Consider the following 13,249-nt stretch of genomic DNA (forward strand, 5'->3'; position numbering starts at 1 on the left):
AACCAGCCACAGTGCTGGAGCCCTGACACCTGGTAACCTGTCGATGAGCCCACTTTCCGTTTTGCGTGACGCCTGGTTCTTCTCCAGCCACAACCTCGCCGCCATTGCCCGCCTGACCCTGCCGCTGTTGCTGCTCGAAGCCATCGCCCAGACGATCCTCGCCGCTCAGCTCGGCGAAGGCGCCAACCCGGCCTATGGCGTGCTGCTCGGCATTCTCTTCTACCCGCTGTACGCCGCGCCGCTGATTCTCTTCCTGCACGCCCGCAGCATCGGCCAGACGCCCGGCAACGCGCAGCTGTTCGCGGCCGGCTTGCAGCTGTGGCCGTCCTTCGCCCTGATGACCGGGCTGAGCACACTGGCGATCATGCTCGGCCTGTCGTTGTTCATCGTCCCGGGCATCTGGATCATGATGCGCCTGGCCTTCTCCGAACTGATCCTGGTGCTGCGCCAGGAGCCGCCAATGCGCGCCCTGCAAGCCAGCTTCGCGCTGACCGAGGGGCGCTTCTGGCCGGTGTTCGCCTGCCTGGCCAATGTGCTGGTGCCGCTGTGGCTGCTGGACTGGTGGACGCAGCCGAACCACAGCGACACCTTGCTGTGGGTGCTGCATCAGACCGGCAATGGCTTCCTGCAACTGTTCGCCCTCGTGGTGCTGTTCCGCCTGTTCATGCTGCTCGAACCCCAGCAGGCGGCAAATAGCGAGAACAGTGACTAGGCTTGCTGTTTTCCCGGCCCGGAGAGCGTCATGAGCGAAACCAACCCCAGCATCCTGTCCCACGTGTCCATCGGCACCAACGATTTCGACGCCGCCAGTGCCTTCTACGCCAAGGTACTGGCAACCCTCGGTTGCCGGGAAATCATGCGCCACCCGGGGGCGGTGGCCTTCGGCCGCGAGTATCCGGAGTTCTGGGTGCAAACGCCGATCAATGGCCAGCCGGCGACACTCGGCAACGGCAGTCACTTCGGCTTCGTCGCCCCGGACAAGGCCTCGGTGCATGCCTTTCACGAGGCAGCGCTGGCAGCGGGCGGCCAGGACGAAGGCCAGCCGGGACCGCGCCCCGAGTATGGCGAGCCCTACTACGGCTGCTTCGTCAGGGATCTCGACGGCCACAAGATCGAGGCGGCCTTCTGGGACATGGAACTGATGCTGGCCGGCGCTGCACAGCACGAGCACGGCTGACCCGGCTCGCCTACTGGCGTGCCACCACCGGCTGATAGCGCAGCGCGGCATTGGCAATCCAGCCCTCGCGCAACAACTCCGCGAGCGCAGCGGCCAGTGCTGGCTGGCGCGCCAGGCGCTTGCGCGAGAAACCGATATAGAGCGCCGTGCGCGCATCGGGGTGATAGGCAGCCTTGACGATGCGCCCGGCCAGTTCGGGGGCAAGCAAGGCGTAGTCGACCTGACAATCGGTACCGACCAGTACATCGATACGACCGCGCACCAACATCTCCAGCAATTGCCGTTCGCTGCTGACGCCGACCTTGTCCAGCGACTTGTCATCGTCGAACGGCTGAAAGTAAACCGATTCCAGCACATAGCCGATGCGCAACCCGCGTAGCGATGCGTAGTCGTTCAAGCGCATGGCCAGCGCCGGGCTGGCATAGAAGCGCGGCGAGCAAGCGTAGTAAGGCGCGTCCAGGTAGCGAATGTAGCGCTCGCGCTCGGGCGTCCTGGCCAGACCGGTCATCAGGTCCGCTGTGCCCTGTTCCAACGCCGCCAGGCCACGCGCCCAGGGCGCCCGCTGCACCTCGAAGCGCAGGCCGGTGCGGCGCGACAGTTCAGCGAGCAAATCGATGTCCAATCCCTGCAGCTGGCCGTTCTCGTCTTCCATGCGAAAGGGTGGCCACAGGTCGGTCATCACCCGCAAAGGCTCGGCTGCGCCGGCGCGGTACAGCGGCGACAGCATGAGCAGGACGAGTAGCCAGAGACGCATCAGTGGCGCCCCGAACCCTGCGGCCGCAACCCGGACAGACGCGGCAACAGCACACGCTCGAAGACTCTCGGGAAGAAGCGCGCCAGCACCCGCGCGCGCCAGTCGACATTCGACAGCACCAGCAAGCGCCGGCGTTTGAGCGCACCCTGATAGACGGCCTCGGCAACATCCTGCGGTGAGGCGACCTTACCCATCGCCAGGGGCGCCTGTGCGGCCACCGAGCCGTCACCAACCAGGGCGTTCTTGCGCAGGTCGGTGGCGGTGAAGCCTGGGCACACCAGCATCACATTCACTCCCGAGCCCTTGAGCTCGTAGCGCAGCGTTTCGAACAGGCCATGCAACGCATGCTTGCTGGCGTTGTAGGCGCTGCGGTAAAGCAAGGGCGCGATACCCGACAGCGAACTGAGCACGATGATCTGCCCGCGCCGGGCGATAAGGCTGGGTAGCGCCGCCTGAGTGCAGTGCAGCGCACCGAAATAGTTGACCGCCATGACCCGCTGGAAGACCTCCAGACTGGTCTCGGCGAACGTGCTGCGGTGGGTGATGCCGGCATTGTTGATCAATACATCGATCCCGCCGAAACGCTCAACCGCCAGGGCCACGGCGCGCTGTACCGCCTCGGCATCGGCGACGTCGCAAAGCAGCCCCAGCGCCTCGGCGTTATGGTGGTCGGCCAGGTGCTGCACCAGGCTGTCCAGCGCTGCCTGCTGCAGATCGAGAATCACCAGCCGCGCTCCGGCCTGCGCCAGGCGCATGGCCAGCGCCCGACCGATCCCCGCGCAACCGCCCGTGATCAGCACCACCTTGCGGTCGAATACCTTGTTGGCAAATACCTTGCGATACATGGGTGACTCCCGGCGGCCCAGTGTCAACGACAAGCCCGTTCCATCGCCCGGCCTGTCGAACCTTTCGGCATGGTACTGCAGGCGCATGGCAGGGCGAAGCGGGCAGCGGTAGGCGCAGCTCGCATGCCTGGGACGATGCCGCGCGCTCGGGTATCCTCGCCAGCTTTGAGCATAGTCGCCCGCTTCGCCATGTCGCTGCCCCGCCCGCTTCGTCTGCTTCTGTTGATTGCGCTGCCTTCTCTCGCGGCGCTGGTCGCACTGATCTACGGCCTGACCTGGCGCCCGCTGCCACGGGAGGACGCGGTCGTGACCTGCACCGGCCAGGTAGCGCAGCTGCAACCTGGCCAGGCGCTCAAGGTGATGACCTGGAACGTGCAGTACCTGGCCGGCAAACGCTATGTGTTCTGGTACGACCTGCCCGGCAGCGACGGTCCGGACGAGCGCCCGAGCAGCGAGGACCTGGCGCTGACGCTCGAAGAAGTGGTGCGCGTACTGCGCGCCGAGCAGCCCGACCTGGTGCTGCTGCAGGAACTGCACGACAACGCCAAGGCCAGCGACCACCAGGACCAGTTGGCCCTGCTGCAGGCGCGCCTGGGCGACCTCTATCCGTGCAGCAGCCAGGCGTTTTACTGGAAGGCCGCGTTCGTCCCCCATCCACGCATTCTCGGCAGTGTCGGCATGAAGCTGGGCACCCTCAGCCGCTTCCAGATCGCCCGCGCCGAACGCCTGCAACTGCCCATGCTGGAGGCCGATCCGCTAAGCCGCCAGTTCCAGCTCAAACGCGCGCTGCTGGTCAGCTACCTACCGATTCGTGGCGGCGAAGAACTGGTGACGATCAACACCCATTTCGATGCCTTCGCCCAGGGCCAGAACACCATGCAGCGCCAGGTGCAGATGACCGACGGCCTGCTCCAGCAACTGCAAGGCGCGGGCAAGACCTGGGTACTGGGCGGCGATCTCAACCTGCTGCCGCCCGGCCAGTTCCGGCATTTGCCGGAGGACCAACGCAGCTGGTACGCAGCCGACAGCGAGCTGCAGGGCCTGGCTCGCCGCTACCCGATGATCCCGAGTCTGCAGCAGGCCAGCGGCACCAAGCAGGCGCAGTGGTACACCCACTACCCCAACGACCCGGCCGCACACGGCCCCGATCGCACCCTCGACTATCTGTTCTACAGCCCGCGCCTGACCCTGCTCGCCAGTCAGGTTCGCCAGCACGATACCCTGGCCATTTCCGACCACCTGCCGGTCATCGGTCGCTTCTTCCTGCCCAGCGAGGATTAGGCCGGGCTGGACAAGCCGGCCATCTCTTGTCCATCCTCGCGGTGCACCACTGAAGAATGAAAAGACGGCGAAGAGCCGCGAGCCAAATGCCAAGACGCTTCTGCCTGATATTCATCGCCCTGTTCTGGCTCTCGGCTGCCCACGCCGCCGAGACCAGGCAGCGCATTCATGTGGGTTACTACGAGTTTCCGCCCTACTCCTATACCGATGCCCAAGGTCAGCCAAGCGGCTCGGGGCTGGAGCTCACCGCGCGCCTGCTCGATGCGGCGGGCTATGAGGCCGACTTTCGCTCCTACCCCGGCGCCCGCCTTTACGCCGGCCTGCTCGACGGCAGCATCCAGCTCTGGGCCGGCGCATCCGGCAAGCCGGAGCTGGCCGGCCACACGCTGGAGGGCCGGCACCTACTGGGGGAAATCACCCTCAACCTGTATTTTCGCCTCGACACGCCGGCGCCCATCATCCCGGATGAATTGCACGACCGCGGGGTGATCCTGATCACGGGCTACAGCTACTGGCAGGACGTCAATCAATGGCTGGAAGATCCGGTACGTAACGTCATCGCGCACCGCACCCGCAGCCACACCTCGGCTCTGGAAATGCTCCAGCGCCGACGTGCCGACTATTTGCTGGACTATCGCGCGCCGGTCGAACAGGCCATGCGTGAGCTGGGCATGGATGATCTGCCCTTCGTCGAAGTGCAACGCCTGCCGCTGAGGATGATCTACTCGCGCCATGCACCAGGTGCCGAGCGCCTGCGTGATGACCTGGATCGGGCCTATCAACAGCTGAAGGATACCGGCGAGGATCTGTGGCTGTACTGACCCTTCATTCGTCACGCAACCTGGCCAGCGCCCGCTCCAGGCTGGCGTGCGACAGCTCGCCGAGATGGCTGCCGATCTGACGCCCCTCGGCGTCGTAGAACAGCGTGGTGGGCAGTGCGCGTGAGCCCACCAGTTGCCCCAGCTTGACCTGTTCGTCGAGCAGCAGGTGATCCAGGCTCAGTTGCTGCGCAGCGAGGAACTCGCTTACCAGCGCGGCGCCTTCCCCCTGATTGACGAAAAGAAAAGTGATAGCCGCCTCGCGCTGCTGCGCCTGCATCAACACCGGCATCTCGCGCCGACACGGCGGGCACCAGGTGGCCCAAAGATTGACCACCAATGGCTGACCGGCGTAATCGCGCAGGTTCACCGGGTTACCCCGCATATCCTGCACCTGAAGATCAGGCAGCCGCGTGCCCTGCTCCAACGCGTGCAGCATCAGGTTGCCAGCGAGCCATAGCGCCACGCCGACAGACATCGCCACACCCAGCGGCCGCCGCAGCCCCACCTGGCGCCAGAGATACCAGCCACCCAGCGCCAGCCCGGCGAGCACACCCGGCCAGGCGATGAAGCCGCCATCACGAATATCCAGCGCGCGCCACGGCGCATCACGGTAGAACTCGGCATACACCAGCACGAAGGCCACCCGCGCCACCAGCAGCCCGAGCATGAGCATGCGGAACAACTGGCCTTCTGGATTGCAACCATGCCGACGACCGATCAGCCAGCCGACCAGCGTCGCCGCCAGCAGGCTGCCGAACAGCAGCACATGGGTAACACCCAGGGCCAGCGGCCCGACATTCAGGGTCAGCATCGGTTTCTCACTTTCTCGGCTTGGCCCGCGCGGTGGGCTCGGCAATCAAGGGGTCGTCGGGCCAGTAATGTTTGGGATAGCGGCCCTTCAGGTCCTTCTTCACCTCGGCGTAGGTGTTGGCCCAGAAGCTGGCCAGGTCCTGGGTCACCTGCACCGGACGGCGCGCCGGTGACAGCAGGTGCAGCTTGAGGCCCAGGCGGCCGCCGGCGATGTGCGGCGTGGCGGCCAGGCCGAACAGTTCCTGCAGGCGTACGGCCAGCACCGGCGGGTTTTCCGTGTAGTCGATGGCGATGCGCGAGCCGGACGGCACACCCAACGTGCGCGGCGCCAGCTCGTCAAGGCGTTGCGGCAGCGGCCAGGGCAGCAGCGTTTGCAGGATCGATGGCAGGTCGAGATTGGCGAAGTGGCTGAGGCGGTTGACCTTGCCCAGGAAGGGCGTCAGCCACTGCTCGAGGCTGGCCAGCAGCGCAGCATCGGATAGATCCGGCCATTCGCTTTGCCGGTGTTGTTGCAAATCGAGCTCGCGCAGCAGCGCAACGCGCGCCTGCCACTGGCGCAGCTCCGGCGTCCAGGGCAACAGTTCAAGGCCCTTGCGCCGCACCAGGCCGACCAGGGCGCGGCTGCGCGTGTCCTCATCCAGTGTGGCCAACGCCTGACGCTCCAGCACCAGTTCGCCCACCTTGCGCTGACGCTCGGCGCGCAGCGCGCCTTCGCGCTCGTCCCAGTCGAGCACCTCCAGCGTCTGCACCTGCTCGGCCAGTTCGCGCTCGAACAGCGCCGGATCGAGATCGGCCGCCAGATAGATACGCTCCTCGCGCTGGCCCTGGCGGCTACCCAGGTCTGCTACTACCAGCCATTCGTGCTTCATCAGCGCATCGGCTTCAGCGAACTGCGCGGCGCGACCGTTGGCCAGGCGGTAGTCGGCGCCACCGGCGCGGCGCTGCTGGGCGATGCGGTCGGGGTAGGCGAAAGCCAGCAGACAGCCGAGCCAGCGCGGGTGCTCGGGGTCGCTCACGGCCTGGTTTTCCGGCCGGCCCCGGAGCAGTCCCTGAAATTGCTTGGCCAACTGCCGCGCGCGCTGCACGCCGCCTTGAGCGCCGCGCGTGCCGCGGGTTTCGCCGCTGAGCAGGGCCAGGCGACTGTGCAGATCGGCGCCAGCCCCCCGAAGAATGTCGCGCTCGGACAGCAGCGCGGCCAAGTCGCAGGCCAGAGCGCCCAGGCCCAGCGCCTGGCCACGCAGCAGCAGATGAGCGATGCGCGGATGGCTGGGCAGCTCGGCCATGGCCTGGCCATGTGCGTTGAGCGCGCCACGCTCGTCCAGCGCACCGAGGCGGCCGAGCAAGTCCAGCGCCTGGGCATAAGCAGCCGGCGGCGGCACGTCGAGCCAGCTCAGCTCCTGCGGCGTCACACCCCAGCGCAGCAGTTGCAGGGCCAGCCCGGCCAGATCGGCCGCAAGGATTTCCGCGCCGGAATAGGCGCTGAGTTGTTCGTGCTGCGCCTGTGACCACAAGCGGTAGCATACGCCTGGCTCGAGGCGGCCGGCGCGGCCGGCACGCTGGGTGGCCGAAGCACGGGAAATGCGCTGGGTATCGAGGCGCGTCATGCCGCTGGCCGGATCGAAGCGCGGCACTCGCGCCAGGCCGGCATCGACCACCACACGCACGCCGTCGATGGTCAGGCTGGTCTCGGCGATGTTGGTGGCCAGCACCACCTTGCGCTTGCCCGCCGGTGCCGGTTCGATGGCCGCACGTTGCGCGGACAGTTCCAGCTCGCCATGCAGCGGACAGAGCAGGATATCGTCGCGACCGGCCAGCGCCTCGCCCAGTTGCTCGGCCACGCGGCGAATCTCGGCCTGGCCCGGCAGGAACACCAGCAGGCTGCCGGACTCATCGGCCAGCGCCTGCTGTACCGTCTGCAGCACACGCGGTTCGACCCACTCGCCCGGTTGGAACGGCGCGCCCCAGCGGATATCCACCGGAAACATGCGCCCTTCGCTGCGCAGTACCGGGGCGTCGCTCAGCAAGGCGGCCAGGCGCTCGCCTTCGAGGGTCGCCGACATCAGCAGCACCTTGAGCGGCGCCTCGCCGCTATCCTCGGCACGGAACATGGCGCGGCCATTGAGCGTCAGCGCCAGGGCCAGATCGGCATCCAGGCTGCGCTCGTGGAACTCGTCGAATATCACCAGACCAACGCCTTCCAGCGCCGGGTCATCCTGCAGGCGGCGGGCGAGGATGCCCTCGGTGACCACCTCGATGCGTGTGTTCGGTCCCACCTTGCTATCCAGGCGGATGCGGTAGCCGACCGTCTCGCCGACGCGCTCGCCCAGCTCGCTGGCCAGGCGCTCGGCGGCCGCGCGGGCAGCCAGCCGGCGCGGTTCGAGCATGAGGATCTTCTGCCCGCGCAACCAGGGCGCATCGAGCAATGCCAGCGGCACGCGGGTGGTCTTGCCGGCACCGGGCGGCGCCTCCAGCACCACTTCGTGGCGGGCGCTGAGGGCATCACACAGGGCGGGTAACAGGGCGTCGATCGGCAGGTCGTTCATGGTATCTCCACAACAGGCCGGCGATTATAACGGCGAACTGCCAGACGCCCCGCGAGTCATAAAAAGCGCACAGCAGTTTTACAATCAACGCCTTGCTATAGTTGCGCCACTTTTTTCTGGAGGTGCTCATGCGCACGAAATCCCGCGTTATTGCCGGCCTGGTCGCCGCTACCCTGTTCGCTCAACTGACCGCGTGCGGTTCGATTTTCTACCCGGATCGCCGGGGCCAGATCGAAGGCCGGATCGACCCGGTGATCGCCGGTGCCAACGCCATCGGTCTGCTGTTCTACGTGATTCCCGGCCTGATTGCCTTCGCCGTGGATTTCGCCACCGGCGCCATCTACCTGCCGGAAGGCCAGACCGCTCAGGTCGACCCGCAACAGCTCAAGCAACTGATCGGCGCAGACGGCAAGGTCGACCAGTACGCGCTGAAAACGCTGATCGAAACCAGCACCGGCCACCAGCTGCCGCTGGACGATCCGCGCCTGATCCAGCACAGCGGCAGCGCCGAGCAACTGGCTGCCTACGGCCTGCGCCCGGCTGCCTGACTTCATGCAAAACCCGCAGCACGCCAGGTTGATGCGCCTGGCCACCCGGGCAGCGCTGACGGTGGCGCTGACCCTGGTGCTGGCCAAGGCGATTGCCTGGTGGCTGAGCGGCTCGGTCAGCTTGCTGGCCGGCCTCACCGACTCGCTGCTCGACAGCGCGGCCTCGCTGATCAACCTGATCGCCGTGCACTTCGCTCTGCGCCCGGCCGACGAAGATCATCGCTACGGCCATGGCAAGGCCGAAGCGCTGGCAGGTTTGGGGCAGGCGCTGTTCATCGGTGTCAGCGCCATCCTCATCGGCCTGCAGGGCGTCGAGCGCCTGCAATCGCCGCAGCCGCTGGACGCCGAAGGTATAGGTGTCGCGGTGATGCTGCTGTCGCTGGCACTGACCGTGGCCCTGCTGCAGTTCCAGCGCAAAGTCGTGCGTGAAACCGGCTCTACCGCCATCCACGCCGATTCGCTGCACTACCGCTCCGATATCCTGCTCAACAGCAGCATCCTCGTCGCCCTGCTGCTGACCCGCTTTGGCTGGCAGCAGATGGATGCGCTGTTCGCCATCGGTATCGCCTTCTACATCTTCTGGAGCGCCATCAGCATCGTCCGCGGCGCGGTGGCCGTGCTGATGGACGAGGAACTGCCCGCCGACGTCAGCACGCAGATGCACGAGCTGGCGTGCGCCGTCCCTGGCGTGCTCGGCGCACACGATCTGCGCACGCGGGTTTCCGGCACACGCTGGTTCGTCCAATTGCATCTGGAGCTTCCCGGTGAAATGAGTCTGTCGCAAGCTCATGAGCATTGCGAAGCGGTGGAAAAGGCCATCCACGAACGCTACCCCCGCGCCGAGGTGCTGGTACATGCCGACCCTCAGGAAGTGGTCAGGCACTGACCACGGCCGTCTGCTACCCGCAACTGCGGGCAATAAAAAAGGGGCCTCGCGGCCCCCTCGGGAAATCTGTCCGGTGCTGGCGATGTTGTCGCCGCTTTCGTCGCCCGCCTGGTTGGGCAGTGCGGACCCGGGTGCCGGTGCGATCCGGTAGGACCGTCGGCGCCGGCTCACCTGGTTGGGCGAGGCCGGTAGGACTTCTCGTCCGGGCCGTGAAACTGAGGTAAAGCTTACGCCTGCCGCACCGAAATAAGATTGCGAAGATTGCTTGCAAAACGTCTTGTTGCGCAATTAATAGCTAAAGGAGCACTATTATTCGCAACCAGATAACGAGCCGATTAGAAAATGGACAAACTCGATCGCTACGACCTGAATATTCTCGCCGAATTGCAGCGCAACGCTGCCCTGTCCAATCAGGAGCTGGCCGAACGCATCGGCCTGTCGCCCTCCCCCTGCTCGCGCCGGGTCAAGCAACTGGAAGACGACGGCTACATCACTGGCCAGGTCGCCCTGCTCGACCGCAAGAAACTCGGTCTTAGCCTGACCGCCTACGTTCTGATCGGCATGGACCGGCATACGCCAGAGCGCTTCGAGCATTTCCAGGAAGAAATCCGCAAATGCCCTGAGGTACTGGAATGCTGCCTGGTCACAGGGATGGACGCCGACTATCAGCTCAAGGTGGTGGTGCCGGACATGGATCATTACCAGAAGCTGCTACTGGGCACCCTGACCCGTATCGACGGCGTGTCCAGCGTGCGCTCGAGCTTCGTACTGCAGCAGATTCTCTCCAGCACGCAGCTGCCGTTGCAGCACCTGCGCGACTGAAAGTCGCAGGGCGAAATGGATCATGCTGCGGTCCAATCCAGGGTGCGTATAATTCCCGCCCTGCGTTTTCCGTCCGAATCATGAGGCACCATGGAAACCGAACAATTCGAAGCGCTGATGATGTACGTCCTGGTGGGCGGCCTGATTCTGTTCATGTTCTTCATCATCTGGGACTTGGCGAAGAAGTCCAAGGCCGGCCGCCTGGGCACTGCCATTCTGTTCCTCGGCCTGGGCCTGTGCCTGTTCGCCTTCCTGGCCAAGCCGGTAATCACCTACATCATCGAGACCGCGCGCGGCATTCACGGTTGAGCGAGCAGAGTATCGCCAAGCCCGCGCGAGACGTCTGATCGTCTCCAGGCCGCCGCCTCGATGCGGCCGGCTGCCCACTCAAGGAGTTGCACATGAGCGCCGCCAATCTGGTGATGCAAAGCTATGGACGCTGCTGCGCCAGCCACACGTTCTTCGACGATTTCTACCGCCATTTCCTCGCCAGCTCACCACTGATCCGCGAGAAGTTCGCCGACACCGACATGCCCGCACAAAAGCAGCTGCTGCGTCAGGGCATCATGAACCTGGTGATGCACGCGCGCGGGATGCCCGATACCAAGCTGCGTGCCCTTGGCGAATCGCACTCGCGCCAGCATCTGGACATCCGCCCCGAACTCTACGACCTGTGGCTCGACGCTTTGCTGCTGACCATCAGCGAACACGACAAAGAGTGCGACGCGGACGTGCGCCAGGCGTGGCGTGAAGTGCTGAACAAAGGTATTGCCGTGATCAAGGCCGGTTATTGATTCAGGTCATCTCGCCAGGGCCCGGCCCTGCGACAAAACGCCCGACAGATACACTGCAATGGTCGTCATTCCCGCCTTCGCGGGAGTGACGGCAAATGGCTTCTTCAGTGTTTCCCCAGGCGACCGCGCGCCGCTACGGCAGTTGTGCCGGGATCTCACGCCACTGCCCGGGTTGCAGACCATCCAGCGTCCAAGGGCCAATGGCCACGCGGACCAGGCGCAAAGTGGGCAGGCCAACCGCGGCGGTCATGCGCCGCACCTGGCGGTTGCGCCCCTCGCGTATCACCAGCTCCAGCCAACTGGTCGGCACGCTCTTGCGAAAGCGCACCGGCGGGTTGCGCTCCCACAGCTCGGGCTCGTCCAGGCGCCGCGCCTCGGCCGGCAGGGTCGGGCCATCATTGAGCGTGACGCCATCGCGCAGCTGCTGCAGCTGCCCCTCACTCGGCTCGCCCTCCACCTGCACCCAGTAGGTCTTCGCCAGCTTGTGCTTGGGGTCGGCGATACGCGCCTGCAGGCGACCATCGTTGGTCAGCAGCAACAGGCCTTCGCTGTCGCGATCCAGGCGCCCGGCCGGGTAGACGCCGGGCACAGCGACAAAATCCTTGAGGGTGGCGCGACCCTGCTCGTCGTTGAACTGGGTCAGCACGTCGAACGGCTTGTTCAGCAGGATCAGCCGCGGCTGAGCGGGCGGCGCCTTGGCCACACGGCGTGGCGCGGCGGGACGGCGGCTGGCAGGAGAACGAGGGCGAGACATGCGACAAACTTCAGTGGAAACTGGGTCGCGCAGTTTAACTCACGATAAGCGGCACTGATGGTGCTTCCCCGTCGCGCCGCGGCGACTAAGCTGCTGATTCCACCCCCTAGAAACAGGAGTCAGCCATGAGCAACAGCGCCGAACTCGCTACCTTTACCGGCTGGGCCGCTACCGCCCCCAAGGCGCCGCTGGAGCGCCTGAGCTACGACCCCGGCCCGCTCGGCGCCGAAGAGGTGGAGGTGGCAGTGGAATACTGCGGCATCTGCCACTCCGACCAATCGATGATCGACAATGAATGGGGCAACGCGCGCTACCCTTTCATCCCCGGTCATGAAGTGGTCGGCACCATCGTCCGTCTCGGCGAGCAGGCGCGCGGCCTCACGCTGGGCCAGCGCGTCGGCATCGGCTGGTACAAGGGCAGCTGCATGCATTGCGGCTCGTGCATGGAGGGCTCGCACCAGCTGTGCCGTTCGGTCAAACCCACCATCGTCGGCAGTCACGGCGGCTTCGCCGACCGCCTGCGCTCGCACTGGGCCTGGGCCGTGCCGCTGCCCGAAGGGCTCGATCCGGCGCTGGTCGGCCCGCTGTTCTGCGCTGGTTCCACGGTGTTCAGCCCGCTGCTGGAATTCGACATCAAGCCCACCGACCGCGTCGGCGTGGTTGGCATCGGCGGCCTCGGCCACCTGGCGCTGCGCTTTCTCAACGCCTGGGGCTGCGAGGTGACCGCCTTCACCTCGTCGCTGAACAAGCAGGACGAAGCCAGGCGCCTGGGCGCGCACAAGGTGGTGGCCTCCACCGACAGCGCGGCGATGAAGGCGATAGCCGGCACGCTGGATTTCCTTCTGGTCACCGCCAGTGCCGATCTGAACTGGCAGGCGTTGATCGCCACCCTGCGTGGCAAGGGTCGCCTGCACTTCGTCGGCATCGTGCCCAGCGCCATCCCGGTGCACGTGTTCAACCTGATCCCGCAGCAGAAGAGCCTGTCCGGCTCGCCGGTGGGCTCGCCGAGCACCATGGCGACCATGTTGGAGTTCTGCGCCCGCCACCAGATCCTGCCGCAGGTCGAGCAATTCCCCATGAGCCAGGTGAACGCGGCCATCGACCACCTGCGTAGCGGCAAGGCGCGCTATCGCGTGGTGCTCGACGCCAGCAAATGACAGCACGGGCGCGGAGCTGGCATGCTCTGCGCCCCGTTTCATCCAAGATGCCTGCAG

General features: G+C 65.7%; 15 protein-coding genes. 10 read left to right on the forward strand and 5 right to left on the reverse strand.

Translation table 11 applies throughout. The features are described 5' to 3' along the window. The first annotated feature begins 43 nt into the window (after positions 1-43). Both GYB81_RS20315 and GYB81_RS20320 read left to right on the forward strand, forming a co-directional pair. Positions 44-712 (forward strand): YciC family protein, encoded by a 669-nt coding sequence (locus tag GYB81_RS20315; RefSeq protein WP_161867308.1) that lies wholly within the window; start codon positions 44-46, stop codon positions 710-712. 30 nt (positions 713-742) lie between these two features. Then, positions 743-1,177, forward strand: a complete 435-nt coding sequence (locus GYB81_RS20320) for a VOC family protein (protein WP_161867309.1) — start codon at positions 743-745, stop codon at positions 1,175-1,177. A 10-nt stretch (positions 1,178-1,187) separates the two neighbouring features. Here the strand turns inward: GYB81_RS20320 and GYB81_RS20325 are convergent, their stop codons facing one another. Together GYB81_RS20325 and GYB81_RS20330 are read right to left on the reverse strand one after the other, a co-directional pair. Beyond that, positions 1,188-1,931 carry a substrate-binding periplasmic protein gene (locus GYB81_RS20325; RefSeq protein WP_161867310.1) on the reverse strand — a complete coding sequence of 248 codons (744 nt, stop codon included), beginning with the start codon at positions 1,929-1,931 and terminating at the stop codon, positions 1,188-1,190. Next, positions 1,931-2,776 (reverse strand): SDR family oxidoreductase, encoded by an 846-nt coding sequence (locus GYB81_RS20330; RefSeq protein ID WP_161867311.1) that lies wholly within the window; start codon positions 2,774-2,776, stop codon positions 1,931-1,933. Before GYB81_RS20330 ends, GYB81_RS20325 begins: the two co-directional genes overlap by 1 nt. 189 nt (positions 2,777-2,965) lie before the next feature. Between GYB81_RS20330 and GYB81_RS20335 the strand changes: the two genes are divergently transcribed. Both GYB81_RS20335 and GYB81_RS20340 read left to right on the forward strand, forming a co-directional pair. Further along, positions 2,966-4,057 (forward strand): endonuclease/exonuclease/phosphatase family protein, encoded by a 1,092-nt coding sequence (locus GYB81_RS20335; protein WP_161867312.1) that lies wholly within the window; start codon positions 2,966-2,968, stop codon positions 4,055-4,057. Positions 4,058-4,143: 86 nt separating this feature from the next. Next, positions 4,144-4,878: a substrate-binding periplasmic protein gene (locus GYB81_RS20340; RefSeq protein WP_161867313.1), complete on the forward strand. Its 735-nt coding sequence runs from the start codon at positions 4,144-4,146 to the stop codon at positions 4,876-4,878. 4 nt (positions 4,879-4,882) lie between these two features. Here the strand turns inward: GYB81_RS20340 and GYB81_RS20345 are convergent, their stop codons facing one another. Next, positions 4,883-5,689 carry a TlpA disulfide reductase family protein gene (locus tag GYB81_RS20345; RefSeq protein WP_161867314.1) on the reverse strand — a complete coding sequence of 269 codons (807 nt, stop codon included), beginning with the start codon at positions 5,687-5,689 and terminating at the stop codon, positions 4,883-4,885. A gap of 7 nt (positions 5,690-5,696) precedes the next feature. Next, positions 5,697-8,231, reverse strand: coding sequence for an ATP-dependent helicase HrpB (gene hrpB, locus GYB81_RS20350; protein ID WP_161867315.1), 2,535 nt, complete (start codon positions 8,229-8,231; stop codon positions 5,697-5,699). A 128-nt stretch (positions 8,232-8,359) separates the two neighbouring features. On the opposite strand from hrpB, the gene pmcY reads away from it, so the two are divergent. The 5 genes from pmcY (at position 8,360) to GYB81_RS20375 (ending at position 11,281) form a co-directional block, all read left to right on the forward strand. After that, entirely contained in the window at positions 8,360-8,779 is a 420-nt protein-coding gene (pmcY, locus tag GYB81_RS20355; RefSeq protein ID WP_161867316.1) for a periplasmic Zn2+ metallochaperone PmcY, read from the forward strand. Between the two features lie 4 nt (positions 8,780-8,783). Next, complete coding sequence (locus GYB81_RS20360; RefSeq protein ID WP_161867317.1) at positions 8,784-9,665, forward strand: cation diffusion facilitator family transporter; 882 nt, start codon at positions 8,784-8,786, stop codon at positions 9,663-9,665. 342 nt (positions 9,666-10,007) lie between these two features. Continuing rightward, positions 10,008-10,487 (forward strand): Lrp/AsnC family transcriptional regulator, encoded by a 480-nt coding sequence (locus GYB81_RS20365; RefSeq protein WP_037051675.1) that lies wholly within the window; start codon positions 10,008-10,010, stop codon positions 10,485-10,487. Between the two features lie 90 nt (positions 10,488-10,577). Further along, positions 10,578-10,796, forward strand: a complete 219-nt coding sequence (locus GYB81_RS20370; RefSeq protein ID WP_161867318.1) for a DUF2788 domain-containing protein — start codon at positions 10,578-10,580, stop codon at positions 10,794-10,796. A gap of 92 nt (positions 10,797-10,888) precedes the next feature. Beyond that, complete coding sequence (locus GYB81_RS20375) at positions 10,889-11,281, forward strand: globin (RefSeq protein ID WP_161867319.1); 393 nt, start codon at positions 10,889-10,891, stop codon at positions 11,279-11,281. 133 nt (positions 11,282-11,414) lie between these two features. Here GYB81_RS20375 and GYB81_RS20380 read toward each other — a convergent pair whose 3' ends face one another. Next, on the reverse strand, positions 11,415-11,984 hold the full coding sequence (locus tag GYB81_RS20380) for a pseudouridine synthase (RefSeq protein ID WP_161867334.1): 570 nt from the start codon (positions 11,982-11,984) through the stop codon (positions 11,415-11,417). A 176-nt stretch (positions 11,985-12,160) separates the two neighbouring features. Here GYB81_RS20380 and ahr point away from each other — a divergent pair, with 176 nt between their 5' ends. Beyond that, positions 12,161-13,192, forward strand: a complete 1,032-nt coding sequence (gene ahr / locus GYB81_RS20385; RefSeq protein WP_161867320.1) for an NADPH-dependent aldehyde reductase Ahr — start codon at positions 12,161-12,163, stop codon at positions 13,190-13,192. The last annotated feature ends 57 nt before the right edge of the window (positions 13,193-13,249 follow it).

The sequence above is a fragment of the Pseudomonas yangonensis genome (assembly GCF_009932725.1).
In the GTDB taxonomy this organism is placed as follows: domain Bacteria; phylum Pseudomonadota; class Gammaproteobacteria; order Pseudomonadales; family Pseudomonadaceae; genus Aquipseudomonas; species Aquipseudomonas yangonensis.

Bases quoted from the DNA above. Each gene is read 5' to 3' on its own strand.
- GYB81_RS20315 (WP_161867308.1), top strand. From the start codon at position 44: ATGAGCCCACTTTCCGTTTTGCGTGACGCCTGGTTCTTCTCCAGCCAC.
- GYB81_RS20320 (WP_161867309.1), top strand. From the start codon at position 743: ATGAGCGAAACCAACCCCAGCATCCTGTCCCACGTGTCCATCGGCACC.
- GYB81_RS20325 (WP_161867310.1), bottom strand. From the start codon at position 1,931: ATGCGTCTCTGGCTACTCGTCCTGCTCATGCTGTCGCCGCTGTACCGC.
- GYB81_RS20330 (WP_161867311.1), bottom strand. From the start codon at position 2,776: ATGTATCGCAAGGTATTTGCCAACAAGGTATTCGACCGCAAGGTGGTG.
- GYB81_RS20335 (WP_161867312.1), top strand. From the start codon at position 2,966: ATGTCGCTGCCCCGCCCGCTTCGTCTGCTTCTGTTGATTGCGCTGCCT.
- GYB81_RS20340 (WP_161867313.1), top strand. From the start codon at position 4,144: ATGCCAAGACGCTTCTGCCTGATATTCATCGCCCTGTTCTGGCTCTCG.
- GYB81_RS20345 (WP_161867314.1), bottom strand. From the start codon at position 5,689: ATGCTGACCCTGAATGTCGGGCCGCTGGCCCTGGGTGTTACCCATGTG.
- hrpB (WP_161867315.1), bottom strand. From the start codon at position 8,231: ATGAACGACCTGCCGATCGACGCCCTGTTACCCGCCCTGTGTGATGCC.
- pmcY (WP_161867316.1), top strand. From the start codon at position 8,360: ATGCGCACGAAATCCCGCGTTATTGCCGGCCTGGTCGCCGCTACCCTG.
- GYB81_RS20360 (WP_161867317.1), top strand. From the start codon at position 8,784: ATGCAAAACCCGCAGCACGCCAGGTTGATGCGCCTGGCCACCCGGGCA.
- GYB81_RS20365 (WP_037051675.1), top strand. From the start codon at position 10,008: ATGGACAAACTCGATCGCTACGACCTGAATATTCTCGCCGAATTGCAG.
- GYB81_RS20370 (WP_161867318.1), top strand. From the start codon at position 10,578: ATGGAAACCGAACAATTCGAAGCGCTGATGATGTACGTCCTGGTGGGC.
- GYB81_RS20375 (WP_161867319.1), top strand. From the start codon at position 10,889: ATGAGCGCCGCCAATCTGGTGATGCAAAGCTATGGACGCTGCTGCGCC.
- ahr (WP_161867320.1), top strand. From the start codon at position 12,161: ATGAGCAACAGCGCCGAACTCGCTACCTTTACCGGCTGGGCCGCTACC.